Raw genomic sequence first — 17,903 nt, 5'->3', positions numbered from 1 at the left:
TCAATTGAAAATGTGAAACCGTAACACATACAGACTTCATTCAAGAATAAGAATAAAATCTGCTGGCGCTCCATTTTCAGGACAAGCGTTCTTTCAATCCTGGTGCAGACCGCATTCAGTTTTCTCGCGTCCGGCCCATCTTCCCGCTCTCTCATCATTTGGGATTGAAGAAGGCAATGTGCACATTTCACAGCCTATGCTCGGATAATTTTGATCGTGCAGTTTGTTGTAAGGCAAATTGTGGAGCCGGATGTACGTCCAAACATCATCCCATGTCCAGTAAATGAGCGGACAGATTTTAATAAGCTTAAATTTCTGATCCTGATTGATGAATTGAATATGCTTTCTCGTCGGCGACTGCTCCCGGCGCAGACCTGAAATCCAAGCTGTCATGCCCGATAAATGTTTTTGTAGAGGTGCGATTTTCCGTAATTGGCAGCAAAGATTTGGGTTGTGTTTCCATAATTCATCGCCGTACTGCTCCGCTTGTTCCTTTAAGTTCAGTTCAGGTTCAAGCAGCTGGATCGTAAATGCCGGGTATCTTTGTTTGACGGCTTCGATCAGCTCATATGTTTCCTGAAAATGGAGCCCTGTATCTAAAAAGATGATGTGCGCATGTTTGTTGATCTTTGAAATTAAGTCGAGAAGCACCATCCCTTCAGCGCCAAAGCTGCATGCATACACAATCTTATCCCCGTATGTCCTGTAAGCCCATTTCAATACATCGAGCTCATCGATCAATTGGTCCATTATCTCTTTTGACAGCGTTTCGTTCCATGTGTCAAACGTGATGTGTTCGTTCAATATTTTCCCCCCGTTTTGCATCTGTCTGTTTTTTATCTATTGATCGAGTTATAGGCAGACTATTCACTTTTGAGATAAAGGTTCGTGCGGTAGCCGCCTAAAATGAGGAGACGGAGGCGCGGCGGAACCAATAAGAGACCAGCTGAATATGCTTTTTAGCAAAATGGTTTTATGCCCAAGGAGAGGTATTATGCCGATTACCATTTATCAGGGGCATCATCATTCACTTGCCCCGGCAGATATCACTATCGTTATTGACGTCATTCGAGCCTTTACCGTAGCCCATTTTGCTTTTATCGGCGGGGCGAAAGAAATTCTCTTGGTCCGGACAACTGAGGAAGCCTTCAAGCTGAAAGAAACCTATCCGGATTATGTATTAACAGGAGAGGAAAAGGGGGTCGGAATCAAGGGGTTTGATTTGGATAATTCCCCAAAGCGTATGGCTGAGCAGGATATGGTGGATAAGCGGCTGATTCAGAAAACGACAAACGGCGTCACAGCGGCGTTAGGAGCGCTGAAGGCCAAGCATCTTTTTGTGACCGGATTTTCTAATGCCAGAACAACAGCGGAATATGTGAAAAAGCTCACTGCAAAAGATTGTGTGCTGAACATTGTGGCTTCCCATCCGTCAGGTGATGATGATATGGCATGTGCGGAATATATCAAAAGCATCATAGAAGGGACGAATGGCGCGGCGGCCGAAGTGATTGAAAGAATCAAAACCTCATCCGTTGCGGAGAAGTTTTTTGACAGCAGCCAGCCGTTATTTGATCCGGAAGACATTGCGTACTGTACAAAAGAAATAACGGGCGATTTCGTGATGAAAGTAAAACAAGAAAGAGAAGTTCCAACGATAGAGAGGGTCATGATATGAATGATTTTTCACTAGAATTGCCAGTGAGAACAAGTAAACCGAGAGAAAACGGACAGACCATTTTAATCGACAACGGCTACCCCTTGCTGTTTTTCAAAGATGTGATAGGCGCGGCGTCCGACTATATTGATTTTGTGAAATTCGGCTGGGGCACTTCATTACTTACAAAAGACCTTGAAGAAAAAATCAGCTCCCTAAAAGAGCATGACGTGAAGTTTTTCTTCGGCGGCACACTGTTTGAGAAATATGTAAGCCAGAATAAAGTCAATGAATTTCATCGGTACTGCACCTATTTCGGGTGCGAATATATTGAGATCTCAAACGGCACTCTCCCGATGACGAATAAAGAAAAAGCGGCTTACATTGCTGATTTTTCTGATGAATTTCTTGTGCTCAGCGAGGTGGGCAGCAAGGATGAAGAAGTGTCAAACTGCCAGTGCTCTGAGGAATGGCTTGAGTATATTCTTGAAGATATGGAGGCAGGTGCAGAGAAAGTGATTACGGAAGCAAGGGAAAGCGGAACAGGAGGTATCTGTTCCAGCAGCGGAGATGTCCGGTTTCAAATCGTTGATGATATCATTTCGTCACATATTGATATCAGCCGAATGATATTTGAAGCACCGAACAAAACGCTCCAGCAAGGGTTCATTCAAAGGATCGGGCCGAATGTCAATCTGGCGAATATCTCATTTCACGATGCGATTGCTCTGGAGACTTTGCGCTTGGGGTTAAGATCCGATACTTTTTATTTGTAAAACAGCGGCTGCGGGGCTCTCGGTATCGGGAGAGCCTCTTGCCTATTACTTTTTATGACGGTACATAGGCGTAAGTATGGGAAGAGAGGTCAGGCGGATGTTATAGATGAAGTCGATGACTCTTGTTGAGATCACTTGGCAAATCAGAGCTTGAATCACAATGCCCCAGGCAATAATTGATGCGGTAATCATAAAAATGATGCAATTCATAATGAGCAAGATGGTTCCCGGGTTTCCGCCCCGGTAAATTGAGATCATGAGAGCAAGAGCTCCAAATCCTCCGTTAGAAATCTTATATTTGTATAAAAGTCCGATGCCGAGTCCTAATAAAACGGCGCCGCTTGCCAAATCAAGCCACAGGTTTGATGTAATGTCCGGAAAAATGACATCAAAAATCAATACCGAAACAGAGGTGACGGTAATCGAGGCGAGAGTGCCGGTGAATGTTCTCATCTCCAGCCATTTTAAAGCAGTAAAAAGCATCGACACATTCACAGCCCATACCGAGAAGCCGTGGGGAATGTGAAACAAATGGTGCAATAAGACCGCAATACCTGCCGCCCCGCCTGTCGGAATATCATGCGGAAATAAAAATAAGGACATGCCGAGTCCCTGTAATACACCGCCTGTGACAATCATAAACGTGAGTTTTGCTTTCATCAGCAGTTCAGCCATTAAGTCATTTGCTCCTTTATGAAAAGACTTGTCCGCTGTTACCATTTTATGAGGCTGTCCATGATTTATGTCTATAAATAAAGGGATAGGACAGCTTAAAACGCTGAACCATCCCACATATACCGATTGATGATCTCCATATTGATTTCTCTGCCGATCCCTGTTCCTTTCGGGATGTGCACGATTCCTTTTGAAGGCTGAAGGCTGATCAGTTCTGTAAAAGGATTCTCCATTACATCCCACTCAATCGGTTCAATTTGGTCGTTTTCCATTTTTGGCCACGGAGGCAGGCAGGCCTGAGCAAATAAAGCATAAAGCCGGGAAAGAGCGCCGTCATAGGCATGAGCAGACGCTCTCACACCGAAATAACGCGCGAGCTGGAGGCAGTCGCGAAACTCATCGATTCCATTGACATGCATGACGTCAGGCTGAATAATATCCAAGCAGCCCTGTGAGAGGAGAGGCGCAAATTGCGCCGCGCCTTTCATATTTTCTCCGCCGGCGACAGGGACGGATAAACGGCTTCGCAGCAAAGTGTAATCCTGCGGCTGGTCAAAAGGCAAAGGCTCTTCCAGCCAGCTGATATTGTCCCATTTCGAAAAATGGCGTTCCCATTTGAAAGCTGAGGCTGTATCGTAGCTTTGGTTTGCGTCCAAAATAATGGAAACTGAACAGCCGGCCGTGTTTTGCAGGGCAGTGATATGCCGCACATCTTCCTCAAAGGTTGTCCCGCCGATTTTGATTTTGATTTGATTGAAGCCCTTTTTCAATTGCGCTTCAACATTCGTAAGCGAGCTGCTGATCCACTGAGGATGGTCTGAATATGATTGGAAAGAGGCATATACAGGGAGTTCTTCTCTGTACCGTCCGCCCCACATGTCGCATACGGAACAACCTGCCGCTTTCGCAGCAATCTCCGTCAGTGCCATACTCACAGCCGATGCCGCCCGCTGATGCCATTTTTTAATCGTGCGCACTAAAGGCAGGCGGCTGCCTGCCTGTTTACCCAAGAGATAGGGAATAATTCGTTTTGTAAAACCGACATGCAGGGCCGGGAGCCAATCCACGCACTCTCCCCAGCCGTCAATGCCGCTTTCTGTGATAATTCTGATCAGATAGCATGTCCGATATTGTTTAAATCCGTTTGCATCTCCGTAAGGCTTCTCTAATCGGTGAAGAAGCGGGAAGGTCTCAATTCGTTCGATTTTCAAACCGGATGCTACCTTTCCTCAGCCGGCTGCAGCCGATTGCCATTCATTTTAGGCTCTTCTTTTTCATTCGTATCTTCTTTATTTTGTTTGACATGAATCAGCGTCAGCACAAGAATGCTGACAACCAGCGTTAGGCCCGCAATGCTTAAAAACATGCCGGGTCTTGACCACTGCATCAAGCGCCCGAAAATAGGAGGCCCGATCGCCACCCCGAGAAAACGCACTGATCCGTACAGCGATGTCACAAAACCCCGTCTTTCTTTGCCGACAGCGCCTGTGATAAAGCTGTTAATACAAGGAAGGACAAGGCCCGAACCGATACTGCTCAGCACGAGAACGCTGATAAACAGGACGAGATTTTCAATGAATGACAGTGCCGCGTAAGACACAGTCATAAACGCTAAACCGATGACGATCAGCTTTTTCATTAACGATTGCTTTTGTCCGATTTTGCTGCCCGTCGTATAAGATGTCACACACATAACCAAAAGCGGAATCGCCAAAATCAGTCCTTTTTTGACGCCGTCTGTATCGTATGTTTTTTCCAGTACGTCTGATAGGTAAAACAAAATGCCGAATAAGGTAAACAAACAGGTAGCCCCGGCTAAATAAGCGGTAAACAGCCATCTGCCTTCATGCTTAAATACACTTAACAGCCCTTTTGCATATTTTCCGATAGGAGGCGGCTCTTCTTCTTTTTTCTTTTCTTTAATAAAAATCCAAGTCAGCACGATTGAAATGATACAAAACACAGGAAAGGCAAAAAATGCGCCATACCAAACGATCAGAGCGATAAGTGAGCCAATAATCGGCGATAGAACTTTCCCCATCCCGTTTGACGCTTCAACAAGGCCGAGCACTTTGCTTTCCTGCGCGCCTTTAAATAGGTCCGCTGACAGCGCCATCGCAATCGGTCCCGTTCCGGCTGCTCCGATACCCTGAAGAGCCCGGCCAGCCATGACCCACGGATAAGCATTGTCAAAAAAACCTGCCGCAAACCCGGCCAGCAATCCGCCTGCTCCATACAAAAATAAGCAGGGAATAATGATGATTTTTCGTGAAAACCGGTCTGCGAGATAGCCGACAATCGGAATCGCAAACGCCGCAATCAGGGAAAACACCGTGATCACGAGACTGACTTGAAATTGGGATAAATGAAGTTCAGATTTCATTTTTGGCAATATAGGAATAAGCATAGAGTTTCCAAGGGTTAATATTAAAGGGATTGAACCGATAGCTACAATCGTCATTCCGTTATTTTGTTTTGATGTTTCCATCTCAAAGCACACTCCTTTTCTTCTGCTTAGAGTGTCCCTGAAGTCATTAAAAAAACCGAACAGAATCTTCCTGTCCGGGTAAAAAAGGGTTAACCGAGCGCTTGTGAGATGACAGCGAATAATTGTCCGTTTCGTACAGGCAGCGTCTTTTTTTGGTACATCATAAGCGGAGGTTCATCGTCTAAGTGAAATCCCATTGCTTCCAGGCTGTCATGCAACGGTGCGGCGTCACCAGGCACGTCGATTCGCATCGGTCCTTGTTTTCCTGCGGCCAGCCTGTTGATCAATCCGGCAGCGAGACCCGGTGACGGAGCGATAATCGGGCCTAATTTCAGATTGGCCGGTGTTTGTACAGATAAGCCATAGCCAATGAATTCACCTTCCATATTTCTCGCAATTATACATTCCCCTGATTGAGAGATCAATTGATGCAGGAGTGTTGCTCTGTCTCCGCCAAAGGCGGCTTGATCAGCCGCTGTTAATTCCGGTAAATCCTTCTCTGTAAAAGATGTCAGTTCAATGTCGTGCTGCTTTGTAATCGGATTGAAGCTTTGACAGCTGTATTTGCGGATTGAACCTGCTGTTTGAAAACCGGATTTTTCATAAAGCGGTAAACCCTCCTTCGTGGCGCAAAGCATGATAGCAGTGTTTTCATCGACTTGACTGATACACGCGTTCACCATCAGCCGCCCCAGGCCCCGCCGTTTGTACTCGCTGTCGACGATAACAAGTCCAATAGAAGCAAGTCGGCCATAAGAAAACAAACCGATACAGGAGATGATGTCTCCTTGGCTGTTTTGATACCCGAATAATCGTCCGTGTTTTACGAGCAACAGCAGCTCTCGCTCGCCGTAATCCGGCCACCCGGCTTGCCGGGAGAGACGCAATAGACCGGGTACATGTTTTTCTGTAAGCTGAATCAGCTCAAACGCTGAATGCATGTCATCACCTGCTTGTTTCTGGTTTTTTGTACATCACAATATGGGTGCCAATGCCGGAAATCTCAAACGGCTCGCCAAGTTCTTTCCAGCCAAGCTTTTCGTAATAGCCTTTCACATGGTATCTTGCGTTGCACCAGACCGCCTGCACGCCCATATCGGCCAGCTTCTGCTCCGCGTATTTGATCAGTGTGCTTCCGGCTTTTTGATCACGGTATTCTTCGAGCGTTGCCATGCCTCTAAGCCGATATGCGGGTGAATCGGTCAATAGCGGCTGATTCTCGGGAGAAAAGGAAGCGATGCTGATCAGTGTTTCTTCAAAAAAAGCGCCGAGATGGAAGGAGCCTTCTGCATGATCCTGATCATATTTGCATTGTTCAATTGATTGATGGGGACGCAAAATGCGGTTCCGAATTTCATAAGTATCCTCTGCGGGAATGGTTTTCACTTCAAGCATGATGTTCCTCCTCTAATGTAATTTATTTTCTATATCGTAACACGAATCGGGTTTGAAAAAGACTGCCCAATTGGTTCGGACAGTCTTAGAAAGGGATGTTAATGCAAATAAATATTCTGACGCTGTTCATCTTTTTGCTTAATGTATGAAGTAAGTTCCGAGGTTAAGTCAGATCTGAGAAAAGGCGTTATTAAATAGATGCCGTTAAACAGCTCGCATGCAGTATCCAGCAGGGAGCGTGCAATCGCAAGGCCTTCCGCCTTTTGTTTCTCTTTATCTTCGCCGGCACGCGCCATTTTTTCGCGTATAGAATCGGACAGTTTGATGCCGGGAATTTCATTATGGATAAACTCAGCGTTCCGGCTGCTTGTCAGCGGCATAACGCCGATATAAATCGGAGTCTTCAAATGCTTGGTTTCATTATGAATATCGACAAGCTGCTGCTCCGAATAGACGGGCTGTGAGATAAAATAATCAGCACCGCAGTCCATTTTTTTCTCCAGCCGTTTTACGGCTTTATCGAGATGGCGGACGTTTGGGTTAAAAGCAGCTGCCACTGAGAAATTGGTTTTCTTTCCGAGCGGTTTTCCGGACAGAGACAGCCCTTCATTGAACTGTTTAATCAGCCTGATTAAATCAAAGGACGTTAAGTCATAGACAGATGTTGCACCCGGGAAATCACCGATTTTAGAAGGATCGCCGGTAATCGCCAGCACATCATGCAGCCCTAATGTGTCGAGTCCCATTAGATGTGACTGGAGGCCGATAATGTTTCGGTCCCGGCATGTAAGATGGACTAGAGACCGCATATCGAGCTGCTGCTTAACAAGGGCGCCGCAGGCAACATTGCTGATCCGCGGGGTTGCCAGTGAGTTATCGGCGAGCGTCAGGGCGTCGATTCCCGCTTCTTTTAATTCAGCAGCGGCGGACAGAAATTTGTCAAAGCTCAATTTCTTCGGCGGGTCCAGCTCAACAATGATGGAGCGCTTTTTCGCAGCGATTTCATCCAACCCCGGCTCTGTCCGTTCGTGCTGGACAGTCACCAATTCCTTTGCCCGAACCTTTACATGCTTTTCCGTAATGGGAGCGAGCCCGCCCACAGCCTCTGCCATGGCCCGGATGTGGTTTGGCGTTGTGCCGCAGCAGCCGCCGATAATCCGCGCGCCTTGCTTGCGGAACTCAGCTGCGCTGTTTTGAAAATACGTATCGTCAGTTTCATATACGAGCCGCCCTTCTTCGAGAGAGGGGAGGCTGCTGTTCGGGTAGACAGATAAAAACACGTCATCAAAAATCGGCACTTCACTGAGCGCTTCAATCATGTGGTAAGGGCCGAGCCGGCAGTTAATACCGACGATATCGGCACCGAGATCCGCAATCGAGCGCAGCGCATCAGAAAGCGGCGTTCCGTCCTGAAGCACACCCTGCTCATGCATGGATACATTCAGCATAATCGGAAGATCGGTTTCTTTCCGGGCGATTTTCAGCACTTCACGGGCTTCTTCCAAATCATAATACGTTTCTAACAACAACCCGTCCGGTTCTTCATGCAGCAGTAAATACAGCTGTTCGCGAAAGCTTCGTTTGATTTCGTCAAGGCTGTATGCGTTTTTGTTAAACGTGCGAATGCCTCCCATTGTCCCGAGCACATACGCATCGTCTGCGGAAGCCCGCGCAATTTTTACTGCTTCCTGATTCATTTTTTTGATGTCATCTTCAAGGCCGTGCCTCGATAATTTAATATAATTCGCTCCGTACGTGTTGGTTTGAATGATGTTTGCTCCCGCCTCGACATAAGCTTTATGTATACGCTGAATTTCCTCGGGTTTAGAAATATTAAGTTCCTCAAAGCATCTATCTATTCCGTAGGAGTAAAGCAGCGTGCCCATTGCGCCGTCACCGATTAACACCTGTTTCTTCAAATCTTCTAAAAGTCCCATTGTCTGCCTCCTTTATTCACATTCAGCAAGGAAAAAAGAGAAATAAAAAAAGTCCTCTTAAGAAGAAGACTTTGTCAGTGATATTGTCTCTTCTTATCTTCCAAGCTGTTCGAGCTTGCTGGATTTAGCACCTTGGTCATGGCAAATGCGCCATTACACCGGTTGCTGAAGCTTCGTCGGGCCAGTCCCTCTGCTTCTCTTGATAAGAACGGATATGAAATTTTAATGTTCAGGAGCTGCCAAAAGATGCCTGGCATTTTCCCTTTCTCCAAATTTACCGAAAATAAAGACAATAATCAATAGGAATCAGAAAAATTTATCTGAAATTTATAAATTGAACGTCAATTGGCAGATCAGCACCTCGAACTGCTGCGATAACCTGCTGAAGATCATACTTGTTTTTTCCGGTGACACGCACTTGATCATCCTGTACCTGAGATTTCACTTTCAGTCCGGAGTTTTTGATGATCGTATTGATTTTTTTTGCGTTGTCTTTGTCAATCCCTTGAACGAGCTTTGCACGCTGGCGCACGGTGCCGCCGGACGCATTCTCAATTTTGGCGTAATCAATATTTTTTGTCGGCACGTTGCGCTTAATCAATTTGCTGACAAGCACATCCTTGAGCTGGCTTAATTTAAATTCATCATCGGAAATAAGAACAAGCTCTTCTTTATCTAATGAAATGTCACTTTTGCTCCCTTTGAAGTCATAGCGTGTGCTGATTTCCTTCAGTGCGATTTGAATCGCGTTTTGCACCTCAGGGAGCTCCACCTTGGATACAATATCAAAAGAACTTTCTTTTGCCATATGAAAACCTCCATAACATTTAACTTATGTGTTGATTATAGTAGAATAAAGAGAAACTTCCAACAGAACAAAGAATCAATTTGTGAAGATTGGAAAAAATGTTAACAAGATCCGCAGTGAAATCAGCGGGAAGAGGAAGGACGATAGCATGAGACCAGGGCAGCAGTTAACCTTGAGTATAGATCACGAAACTGACTTCGGTTACTTTTTAACCGATGGAGAAGATACGATTCTCTTACATAACAGTGAAGTGACAGAGGATATAGAAGACAGAGATGAGGTAGAGGTCTTTATATACGTTGACCAGCAGGAACGGCTCGCAGCAACGATGAAAATTCCGGGCATCAGCGCGGATGAATACGGTTGGGTAGAGGTAGTGGACATGGTAGAGGATATGGGCGTATTCGTCGATGTCGGCCTCTCGAAAGACGCGCTTGTCGCAACAGAGCATCTGCCGCCGTATGAAGATGTTTGGCCGCAAAAAGGGGATAAGCTCTACTGTATGCTGAAGGTGACGAATCGGGGGCGCATGTTTGCCAAACCCGCACCGGAGGATATCATCAGCGAGCTGTTTACGGACGCTTCAGACGACCTGATGAATAAAGAGCTGACCGGAACGGTGTACAGGCTGATCGCTTCAGGATCGTTCATCATTACGGATGACGGAATCCGCGGTTTTATTCATTCATCAGAAAGAAAAGAAGAGCCAAGACTCGGTTCAAGAGTGACAGGACGAGTGATTCAAGTGAAGGAAGACGGCTCAGTGAATATGTCGCTACTTCCGAGAAAGCAGGATGCGCTGTCTGTTGATGCCGAGTATATTCTTACGTATATAAGAACGAGAAACGGCGCCATGCCGTACAGCGACAAAAGCCAGCCTGATGATATCAAAGAACGTTTTAACATGAGCAAGGCCGCCTTTAAACGGGCGCTCGGCCACTTAATGAAAAACGGAAAAGTGTATCAGGAAGACGGCTGGACATACGAGAAAAAATAGCGCATGAAAATGGCTCGCCTGCAGCAGAACTGCGGAGCGAGCCGTTTTTTATTTTCTAATTTAATTCATCAACCAGCGTTCTGATTGCCATTTCGCGATCCACATTGTCTGAAATTGCGATCGGAGTAATATCAATGGCAAGAATGACAAGAATCAGCGCACCGGCTGCTGCAACATAAGAAACATAATAGAAATAGTTAGCGGTTTCGACCGTGTTGACGAGCTCAGCTTGAACTCTGGACGTATCATCCTTGGAAGCGGCAATTTCCTTTGCAGCTTCTACTTTTTCTTCAACGATTTGACCCGCTTTTTTCAGCAGTTCATCCACCTTCATTGCATCTTTGCTGTAAACAGCTTTCTTCAGATTGTTAAAAAAGTCAGCATCCTCTTTTTTAATATCAGCAACAACCTGATTGGCAAAAGCCTTTGCCTGTTTTGTGTTGAGTTTGTCAGTCATGGCTTTATTAAATACCTCTGGAAGCTGTTTGCCCACTTCACCCTGAGCGAACACAAACCCTTTAAAAATCTCTTCACCCGAATACTCAAGCTGCTTTGCCTGTGCTACACTTTCCTGCTGCTTCACCATAAACACTGTCGTCACCAATACAACCGACAAAAATACGAGAAACGCCTTTTTCAAACTGAAACCTCTCCCTTCTTTTCTTTTTTATTCCACTTCAGTCTGCGAATATATGTAAATTGAAACGTGGAATCAATTGGAGTGAGATACAATATCAAAATGCCGGCCATGATGATTGAAAAGCTGATTAAACCCAGCATAACCGCGAATATCTCATGCATAAAAACAGCGATGATTAAAATCAATCTCCAATGCTTCTTCGGCGCGAACAGTGCCGCAAAGATGACAATCTGGACGAGAAGCGTCCCCCATGTCGGAATCACCACAAACGGACTAGTCACAAACGGCTTCGTTAATGCCTGAAAAAAGCCGTTAAAGCCGATGGTTTTTTCCTGGGCGAAATAATAGACGGCTGTACCGTCCACCCATTCCTGCTGAGACAGCTTAGCGACAGTAGAGTGAAAATAAAGCACTGCCACTTGGAGCCTGATGACAAAATAAGAAATAAATGCTGTGATTTTTCCAATTGTTCTTTGGCCCTCTGCATCATCAGGCCTTCCGCTCCAATGCCATTTTCTCGGATCGGTCAGCGTGATAGGAATGAGCAAAAATGTCATAACTGCGGCCGCCTGCTCGCCTCCGTCGATGACAATTAACGACGACTGGAGGCTGTAACTGACATACCAATGAAGAATCCCGGTGATTCTAGGGCGCCACCCGATCACAACAAGCACCAGAATGGCAATGCAGATCCATCTGACCAGATTTAACATCATATAGTTATTTTCGCCGAGGCAAAAGAGACTGAGATTCATTTTACAAGCAGGATAACTGCTAATTCCGCTGGCGGGCTTCATAATGAGGCTCGGATGATTGACGAGCAGCGTCAGCAGGCTGGATAAAGCAATGATGCTTCGCGCGAGTCCGTATACATTTGTCCACGGGTTTCTCTCGTCCCATCCGGTGATGGTCTGTTTTATGTTTTCGAGCATGAGATCACAACCTTGACTATGCTTTTTATCTGATAAGACGAAGCGGTATATTTAGAATAACTCCACGGAACGATATCCTCTTTCGTTAAATAATAGCTGCCGCAAAGCAGCGGGCGGGGTGCCGGTGTTTGCAGCTGAACGGTTTTGGCTTTGCTTTTGCAGGCACTCAGGTCCGTTTCTTTACATTCTGTCCACTGTTCCTTGCCGACTTGGCTGTAGATAACACCCATTTCTACACCCTGCGATCGCCCATAACGATACAGGCCGAATAGGTTATCAGCCCTCATATTGGGCCATCTGACCTTGGCGGTGGCATTTCCATCCTCATATAAGCCGATGGCGGTATCACGGGGGTTTTTGCTGAAAAAGCCCCAGCCCTGAGGAATGACGCTGGACATGAGAAATTTGGAGTCCTTTGTCAGCGGAATCGGGGTTGTCCCTAAGCTGCCAATGATTGAAAACAGAAATAAAGACCCCCAGAGGACCGAAAAAATGATAAAAAATGATATCGATTTCTGCATTCGACTGCTCCTTTTTAAACTGACGAAATTCACTTTTCTTACTTTTCATCATATAAAAACATTTTTGTAATAAAAAGGTTAGAAAGTAGGAGAAATTCCATTTTTGTTAAATGAAAAAACAGGACATTTTTCACTGCTATATGTCATTGATATATAGTGGTTTTTTCGATATATTTAAACCATGAAAACGAATCAAATTAACGACCGCTGGATTGTTCAATTTCGCAAAGGAATTTTCGAGCTGGCCATTTTATCCCTGCTGCGCTCAAAGCCGATGTATGGTTATGAATTGACATCGTCCTTAAAAACAACTCCGGCACTGGCTATTTCGGAGGGTGCGATATATCCGATTTTAAAACGGATGACGGAGAAGGACTGGGTCGAATTTTTTTGGCAAGATTCTTTGGACGGCCCGAAAAGGAAGTACTACAAAATGACGCAAAAAGGAGAAGAGATGTTAAAAGAACGGCTGGAGAAATACCTGGAAACCCATCAAGCTTTATTGTCCTTATCGGGGGATTTGCTATGAATGCACAGCACATCATTGACCGCTATACGGAGGAACTAAACGCTGAGCTGGCGAATATGCCTGAAGTAGAGAGAGAAAACACGATAGCCGAATTGAAGGGCCATTTAACCGCTTTTGTACAAGACAGAATGAATGCGGGCCATAGTGTGGAGGATCTGCGGGAAGCTGTCGAAACTGAGTTTTCTCATCCGAAAGAGCTTGCCGAAGCGATGATGGGTGAAGGGGAGGAACAGAAACGGAGGGGTTCTGTGTTAGGAAAAAGCGGACTTTCGGTCTTTCTTATTGCTGTAATCATACTCCTGCCGCTGCTGCCGCACTCATACAGATATGTGCCATTGGCTCTTTATTTGGCGGTGCTCGCAGGCTATGTATGGAAGCGGAAGAAGGTAATGATGTTTGCGGGTGTAAGAAAAAACAAAATGCGATCTCAACATGAGATTGTCACGATTTCCAGGATCGGTGCGGCGTATCTGCTGTTTTTGGCTGTTCTGCTTCTTATGCAGCCGCTCATCAATGCATTCGTCGTCCTTCTGCTGATTGTGGTTAGCTGTGCCGCTTTTTTTCTTTATTTGAACGTCAAGTAATGTTGTAGGAGGCTGTAATATGGAAATCAGCATCAATTATCTATTAATTGTCATTTCGCTTTTATTCTTTGTGGTAGCTTATTTGGTCGGGATCAAAAAACAGACGTGGATGCTGGCGGGGTTTAATGAGGCACGTATCCGGGATAAGGATCGGCTGGCCAGAATAGCAGGCTATTTTTTCTTGAATTCCGGTTTGTTCATTCTGCTGAACAGCTTTATCTCATTTCAAGGCCAGGAGCAGCTGATTCCGCCGCTTATTTTGGCATATGGTGCAGGGGTTATTATTTATGTGAATAAAAAACTGGTAGAATAGGAGCTGAAGGACGGAGCGAATCTCTGTCCTTCTTTCTTTTTCCTGAAAATAGGAACGAAGCACCACATACAAGTTTCGGTTTTTTTGTTAGGATGAACGAAAAATAAGTTCCAAATCAGGAAGGATGTGGTGTTTTGCCTACACTATTCAAGACATCTCTGTTCATGGCCGGCTTATGCACGGCGGCTCAATGTGTTTTTGCATCAAATGCCTCAGCAGATCAAAGCATCAAATACGACCATACGTATCAAACCCCTTCATACATCATCGAAAAATCACAGCCATCATGGCAGCCAGCTCAAAACCTAACGCAGAAAGAAGCGCTATTTTCATATCTGGACAAGCACCAAACGCATTTTAAGCTCAAAGGAAATGCGAACAGCCATTTTCGCATTTCGAAAACCATAAAGGATCCAAAGACAGAACAAACATTTTTTAAATTAGAGGAAGTGTATAAAGGAATTCCTGTTTACGGCTTTGGACAGGCGGTCGCGATGAAGGAGAACAAACAAGTGAAAAGTTTCTTCGGGAAGGTGCATCCGCAACTAAATGACATATCTGCCACACCGTCTGTATCCAAGAAAAAAGCCATACATACAGCGCGCCGTGCGCTTGAGGCATTTATTGGAAAAATCGAGTATGTTGACGGGGAACCAAAAGCTGAATTATATATTTATCCGCACGAAGGCGCATATGATCTTGCCTACCTTGTAAGACTTTCGACGTCTGAACCTGAGCCTGGATATTGGCATTATTTCATTCATGCCAAAAGCGGAAAGGTCATTGATTCTTTCAATGCCATTCATGAAGCAGCAGGTACAGGAATTGGCGTATCAGGCGAAGAAAAAAGCTTTGAAGTAACTGAACAGAATGGGCGTTATTATTTGGCTGATGAAACAAGGGGAAAAGGGATAAATACTTTTGACGCAAAGAACCTGAACGAAACCTTATTTACCCTTTTGTCTCAATTGATCGGGTATACAGGCAAAGAAGTGGTCAGTGGCACGTCCGTATTTAAAGACCCGGCGGCTGTAGATGCCCATGCAAACGCGCAAACGGTTTACGACTATTACAGCCGCACGTTTGGCCGCCATTCCTTCGATCAAAACGGAGCAAGAATTACGTCTACCGTACATGTGGGAAAACAGTGGAACAATGCGGCGTGGAACGGTGTGCAGATGGTGTACGGGGATGGTGACGGCGCAAAGTTTAAGCCGCTTTCCGGATCGCTCGACATTGTGGCGCATGAAATGACACACGCGGTCACCCAGTATTCCGCCGGTCTTTTATATCAGGGAGAACCCGGCGCGTTAAACGAATCCATTTCTGATATTATGGCGGCGATGACAGACCGGGATGACTGGGAAATCGGCGAGGATGTATATACGCCGGATGTACGCGGGGATGCTTTACGTTCGTTAGAGGACCCTTCCAAGCAGGGGAATCCGGATCATTATTCAAACCGTTATACGGGCACAGAGGATTACGGCGGGGTGCATATCAATTCGTCGATCCACAATAAAGCGGCATATCTTCTCGCGGAAGGCGGCGTGCACCATGATGTGCGGGTAGAGGGGATCGGGCGTGAAGCTTGTGAGCAAATTTATTATCGGGCTTTGACATATTACGTCACGCCTTCTTCAGACTTCAGCATGATGAGGCAAGCGGCAATCGAAGCTGCCAAAGATTTATACGGTGAAGGCTCGAAGCAATCAGCTTCTGTCGAAAAGGCATATGACGCAGTCGGAATCCAATAAAAATGAAAAAACAGCCAGGGCATTTTCAGCCTGGCTGTTTTTTTATGACCTTCCCAGAAAAAATATCGCCAGTGTGCCGGGTCCGGAATGGGATCCGACAGCAGAACCGATGGAGTGCATGATGATGTCTTTCGGCTTGAGGGTGTCTTCGATCAATTGTTTCATTTCATTGGCTGTTCCTTCGTTAGCGGCATAGCTGATTCCGACGGTTTGATCGCTCCAATTGTCTCCTCGATCTTTCATTAATTCGATAATCCGTTTGAGCAGCTTTTTCTGTCCGCGGATTTTTTCAAGCGGCACAAGCTTGCCGTCCTCCATATGAAGCAGTGGTTTAATATTGAGCAGACCGCCGACAAAAGCGGACGTTTTTGAAATTCGGCCGCCCCGGGCGAGGTACGTTAAATCATCGACTGTAAAAATGTGCTCAAGCTGTGCGCAAAAGTTCTTTACAGACGTTTCGATTTCTTGTATTGTATTTCCGTTGATACAGAGTTCGCGTGCATGCCGGACGGCCAGACCGTAGCCTAATGAAGCGCATTTGGAATCAATCACCCGCAAATCAAAATCGGGGAATTCTTCCTTCACTTCATTGGCGATCATGACGGCTGTCTGATAGGTGCCGGAGAGCCCTGAGGAAAAAGCAATGTAAAGAGCGGGCTCTCCTGTTTCGGCATATTGCAAAAATACATTTTTAATGGTTTGCGGTGAGGCTTGGGACGTCTTGGGCGCTTCCCCATTTTGCATCGCTTCAAATATTTGTTCCGCATGGATCGTGACTGCATCTTCATATTCTTTGTCGCCGAGAGAAACTCTAAGCGGGATAAAGCCAAGGCCGTTTTCCTCAAAATAAGAACGAGGCAGATCAGCCGCGCTGTCAGCAATGAGGTGAACTGTCATTTTGCTTCCCTTCTTTCCATTTATCGCTCGTTATCATGTGATTTAAGCCAACTATATCATATTAATTACTCAAAATCGTGTTCAAATATTTGTTTTAAGGGAAAACATAATAAAGAAGAATGAGCGGAGGAACATGCCATGGTACTAGATCAAACAAAAAAATTACTCATCGTCATCATCGGGGCTTTACTCAATGCGGCCGGGCTGAACTTATTTCTGATTCCAGCAGATGTATATGCCAGCGGATTTACGGGTGTCGCCCAGCTTTTATCAAGCGTCGTTGACCAATATGCCCCCTTCTACATATCGACGGGAACGCTCTTGTTCCTCTTAAATATTCCGGTCGGTATTTTAGGGTGGCTGAAGGTCGGAAGATCGTTTACGGTGTACAGCATTTTGAGTGTCGCACTGACCACGTTGTTTATGGGAATCCTGCCGGAAATGAGACTGTCTCATGACATCCTGCTGAACGCGGTATTCGGCGGCGTAATTTCCGCGGTCGGCATCGGTTTAACATTAAAGTACGGCGCTTCGACAGGCGGTCTTGATATCGTCGCTATGGTACTGGCCAAGTGGAAGGATAAACCCGTCGGCACGTATTTCTTTATTCTGAACGGGATTATCATTCTGACGGCAGGATTATTGCAAGGTTGGGAGAAAGCTTTATATACCCTTGTTACTTTGTATGTGACAACGAGGGTGATCGACGCGATTCATACCCGGCATATGAAACTGACAGCGATGATTGTGACGAAAAAAGCGGACGAAATTAAAGAAGCCATTTATGGAAAAATGGTGCGGGGCATAACGACTGTCCCAGCCAAAGGCGCTTTTACAAACGAGCCGAAAGAAATGATGATTATCGTCATCACGAGGTATGAATTGTACGATTTAGAAAAAATCGTAAAAGAAGTGGACCCGAAAGCATTTACAAACATTGTCCAAACGACCGGGATTTTTGGTTTCTTTAGAAAAGACTGACGAAAGCAGGTGGAAG

General features: G+C 45.6%; 19 protein-coding genes, 1 pseudogene and 1 riboswitch. Of the genes and pseudogenes, 8 read left to right on the top strand and 12 right to left on the bottom strand.

What is annotated here, in order from left to right:
* Positions 1–93: 93 nt before the first annotated feature.
* Entirely contained in the window at positions 94–804 is a 711-nt protein-coding gene (locus NST16_RS12225) for a phosphoadenylyl-sulfate reductase (protein ID WP_339180702.1), read from the bottom strand.
* 190 nt (positions 805–994) lie between these two features.
* Here NST16_RS12225 and NST16_RS12220 point away from each other — a divergent pair, with 190 nt between their 5' ends.
* Together NST16_RS12220 and NST16_RS12215 are read left to right on the top strand one after the other, a co-directional pair.
* Positions 995–1,678: a 2-phosphosulfolactate phosphatase gene (locus tag NST16_RS12220; protein ID WP_340886957.1), complete on the top strand. Its 684-nt coding sequence runs from the start codon at positions 995–997 to the stop codon at positions 1,676–1,678.
* A complete protein-coding gene (locus NST16_RS12215; protein ID WP_340886953.1) occupies positions 1,675–2,433 on the top strand; it encodes a phosphosulfolactate synthase in 759 nt (252 codons plus the stop codon). Before NST16_RS12220 ends, NST16_RS12215 begins: the two co-directional genes overlap by 4 nt.
* A 45-nt stretch (positions 2,434–2,478) precedes the next feature.
* Here the strand turns inward: NST16_RS12215 and NST16_RS12210 are convergent, their stop codons facing one another.
* The 7 genes from NST16_RS12210 to NST16_RS12180 form a co-directional block, all read right to left on the bottom strand.
* Positions 2,479–3,108 carry a YitT family protein gene (locus NST16_RS12210; protein ID WP_010333695.1) on the bottom strand — a complete coding sequence of 210 codons (630 nt, stop codon included), beginning with the start codon at positions 3,106–3,108 and terminating at the stop codon, positions 2,479–2,481.
* Positions 3,109–3,203: 95 nt separating this feature from the next.
* A complete protein-coding gene (locus NST16_RS12205; protein WP_340886947.1) occupies positions 3,204–4,319 on the bottom strand; it encodes a mandelate racemase/muconate lactonizing enzyme family protein in 1,116 nt (371 codons plus the stop codon).
* A gap of 8 nt (positions 4,320–4,327) precedes the next feature.
* Positions 4,328–5,596 carry an MFS transporter gene (locus NST16_RS12200; RefSeq protein WP_340886944.1) on the bottom strand — a complete coding sequence of 423 codons (1,269 nt, stop codon included), beginning with the start codon at positions 5,594–5,596 and terminating at the stop codon, positions 4,328–4,330.
* An 89-nt stretch (positions 5,597–5,685) separates the two neighbouring features.
* Complete coding sequence (locus tag NST16_RS12195; RefSeq protein ID WP_268446737.1) at positions 5,686–6,537, bottom strand: GNAT family N-acetyltransferase; 852 nt, start codon at positions 6,535–6,537, stop codon at positions 5,686–5,688.
* 4 nt (positions 6,538–6,541) lie between these two features.
* Positions 6,542–6,991 carry a GNAT family N-acetyltransferase gene (locus NST16_RS12190; RefSeq protein ID WP_268446738.1) on the bottom strand — a complete coding sequence of 150 codons (450 nt, stop codon included), beginning with the start codon at positions 6,989–6,991 and terminating at the stop codon, positions 6,542–6,544.
* A gap of 98 nt (positions 6,992–7,089) precedes the next feature.
* The gene (locus NST16_RS12185; protein ID WP_340886941.1) at positions 7,090–8,928 is read right to left on the bottom strand and encodes a bifunctional homocysteine S-methyltransferase/methylenetetrahydrofolate reductase; all 1,839 of its coding nucleotides are present in this window, start codon (positions 8,926–8,928) and stop codon (positions 7,090–7,092) included.
* A gap of 90 nt (positions 8,929–9,018) precedes the next feature.
* A riboswitch (SAM riboswitch) is annotated at positions 9,019–9,137 on the bottom strand.
* 107 nt (positions 9,138–9,244) lie between these two features.
* Positions 9,245–9,736 (bottom strand): YajQ family cyclic di-GMP-binding protein, encoded by a 492-nt coding sequence (locus tag NST16_RS12180; protein WP_340886938.1) that lies wholly within the window; start codon positions 9,734–9,736, stop codon positions 9,245–9,247.
* 98 nt (positions 9,737–9,834) lie between these two features.
* Between NST16_RS12180 and NST16_RS12175 the strand changes: the two are divergent.
* Positions 9,835–10,733, top strand: a pseudogene (locus NST16_RS12175) (CvfB family protein).
* A 55-nt stretch (positions 10,734–10,788) separates the two neighbouring features.
* Here the strand turns inward: NST16_RS12175 and NST16_RS12170 are convergent.
* From NST16_RS12170 to NST16_RS12160, 3 genes are read right to left on the bottom strand one after another with little or no spacing between them, the layout of a single operon-like run.
* Positions 10,789–11,373 (bottom strand): sporulation delaying protein family toxin, encoded by a 585-nt coding sequence (locus tag NST16_RS12170; protein ID WP_268447694.1) that lies wholly within the window; start codon positions 11,371–11,373, stop codon positions 10,789–10,791.
* The gene (locus NST16_RS12165) at positions 11,370–12,305 is read right to left on the bottom strand and encodes a sporulation-delaying protein SdpB family protein (protein WP_010333705.1); all 936 of its coding nucleotides are present in this window, start codon (positions 12,303–12,305) and stop codon (positions 11,370–11,372) included. Before NST16_RS12165 ends, NST16_RS12170 begins: the two co-directional genes overlap by 4 nt.
* Positions 12,290–12,826 (bottom strand): SdpA family antimicrobial peptide system protein, encoded by a 537-nt coding sequence (locus NST16_RS12160; RefSeq protein WP_229147813.1) that lies wholly within the window; start codon positions 12,824–12,826, stop codon positions 12,290–12,292. The genes NST16_RS12165 and NST16_RS12160 overlap by 16 nt, the downstream gene beginning before the upstream one ends.
* Positions 12,827–13,007: 181 nt before the next feature.
* Here NST16_RS12160 and NST16_RS12155 point away from each other — a divergent pair, with 181 nt between their 5' ends.
* The 4 genes from NST16_RS12155 to NST16_RS12140 all read left to right on the top strand — a co-directional run bounded on the left by NST16_RS12155 (position 13,008) and on the right by NST16_RS12140 (position 16,009).
* Positions 13,008–13,355 carry a PadR family transcriptional regulator gene (locus NST16_RS12155; RefSeq protein WP_010333707.1) on the top strand — a complete coding sequence of 116 codons (348 nt, stop codon included), beginning with the start codon at positions 13,008–13,010 and terminating at the stop codon, positions 13,353–13,355.
* A complete protein-coding gene (locus tag NST16_RS12150) occupies positions 13,352–13,939 on the top strand; it encodes an HAAS signaling domain-containing protein (RefSeq protein WP_340886928.1) in 588 nt (195 codons plus the stop codon). Before NST16_RS12155 ends, NST16_RS12150 begins: the two co-directional genes overlap by 4 nt.
* 19 nt (positions 13,940–13,958) lie before the next feature.
* Positions 13,959–14,252 carry a DUF3784 domain-containing protein gene (locus tag NST16_RS12145; protein ID WP_010333709.1) on the top strand — a complete coding sequence of 98 codons (294 nt, stop codon included), beginning with the start codon at positions 13,959–13,961 and terminating at the stop codon, positions 14,250–14,252.
* Positions 14,253–14,386: 134 nt separating this feature from the next.
* Positions 14,387–16,009: a M4 family metallopeptidase gene (locus NST16_RS12140; RefSeq protein WP_340886924.1), complete on the top strand. Its 1,623-nt coding sequence runs from the start codon at positions 14,387–14,389 to the stop codon at positions 16,007–16,009.
* 42 nt (positions 16,010–16,051) lie between these two features.
* On the opposite strand, the gene NST16_RS12135 is transcribed toward NST16_RS12140, so the two are convergent.
* The gene (locus tag NST16_RS12135) at positions 16,052–16,906 is read right to left on the bottom strand and encodes a DegV family protein (protein WP_340886921.1); all 855 of its coding nucleotides are present in this window, start codon (positions 16,904–16,906) and stop codon (positions 16,052–16,054) included.
* Between the two features lie 138 nt (positions 16,907–17,044).
* On the opposite strand from NST16_RS12135, the gene NST16_RS12130 reads away from it, so the two are divergent.
* On the top strand, positions 17,045–17,887 hold the full coding sequence (locus NST16_RS12130; RefSeq protein WP_010333712.1) for a YitT family protein: 843 nt from the start codon (positions 17,045–17,047) through the stop codon (positions 17,885–17,887).
* Positions 17,888–17,903: the final 16 nt, after the last annotated feature.

The organism is Bacillus sp. FSL K6-1005 (assembly GCF_038000225.1).
Taxonomy (GTDB): Bacteria; Bacillota; Bacilli; order Bacillales; family Bacillaceae; genus Bacillus; species Bacillus mojavensis.
The sequence above is the reverse complement of the archived record's forward strand: the minus strand, read 5'-3'. Positions and strand labels throughout refer to the sequence as shown.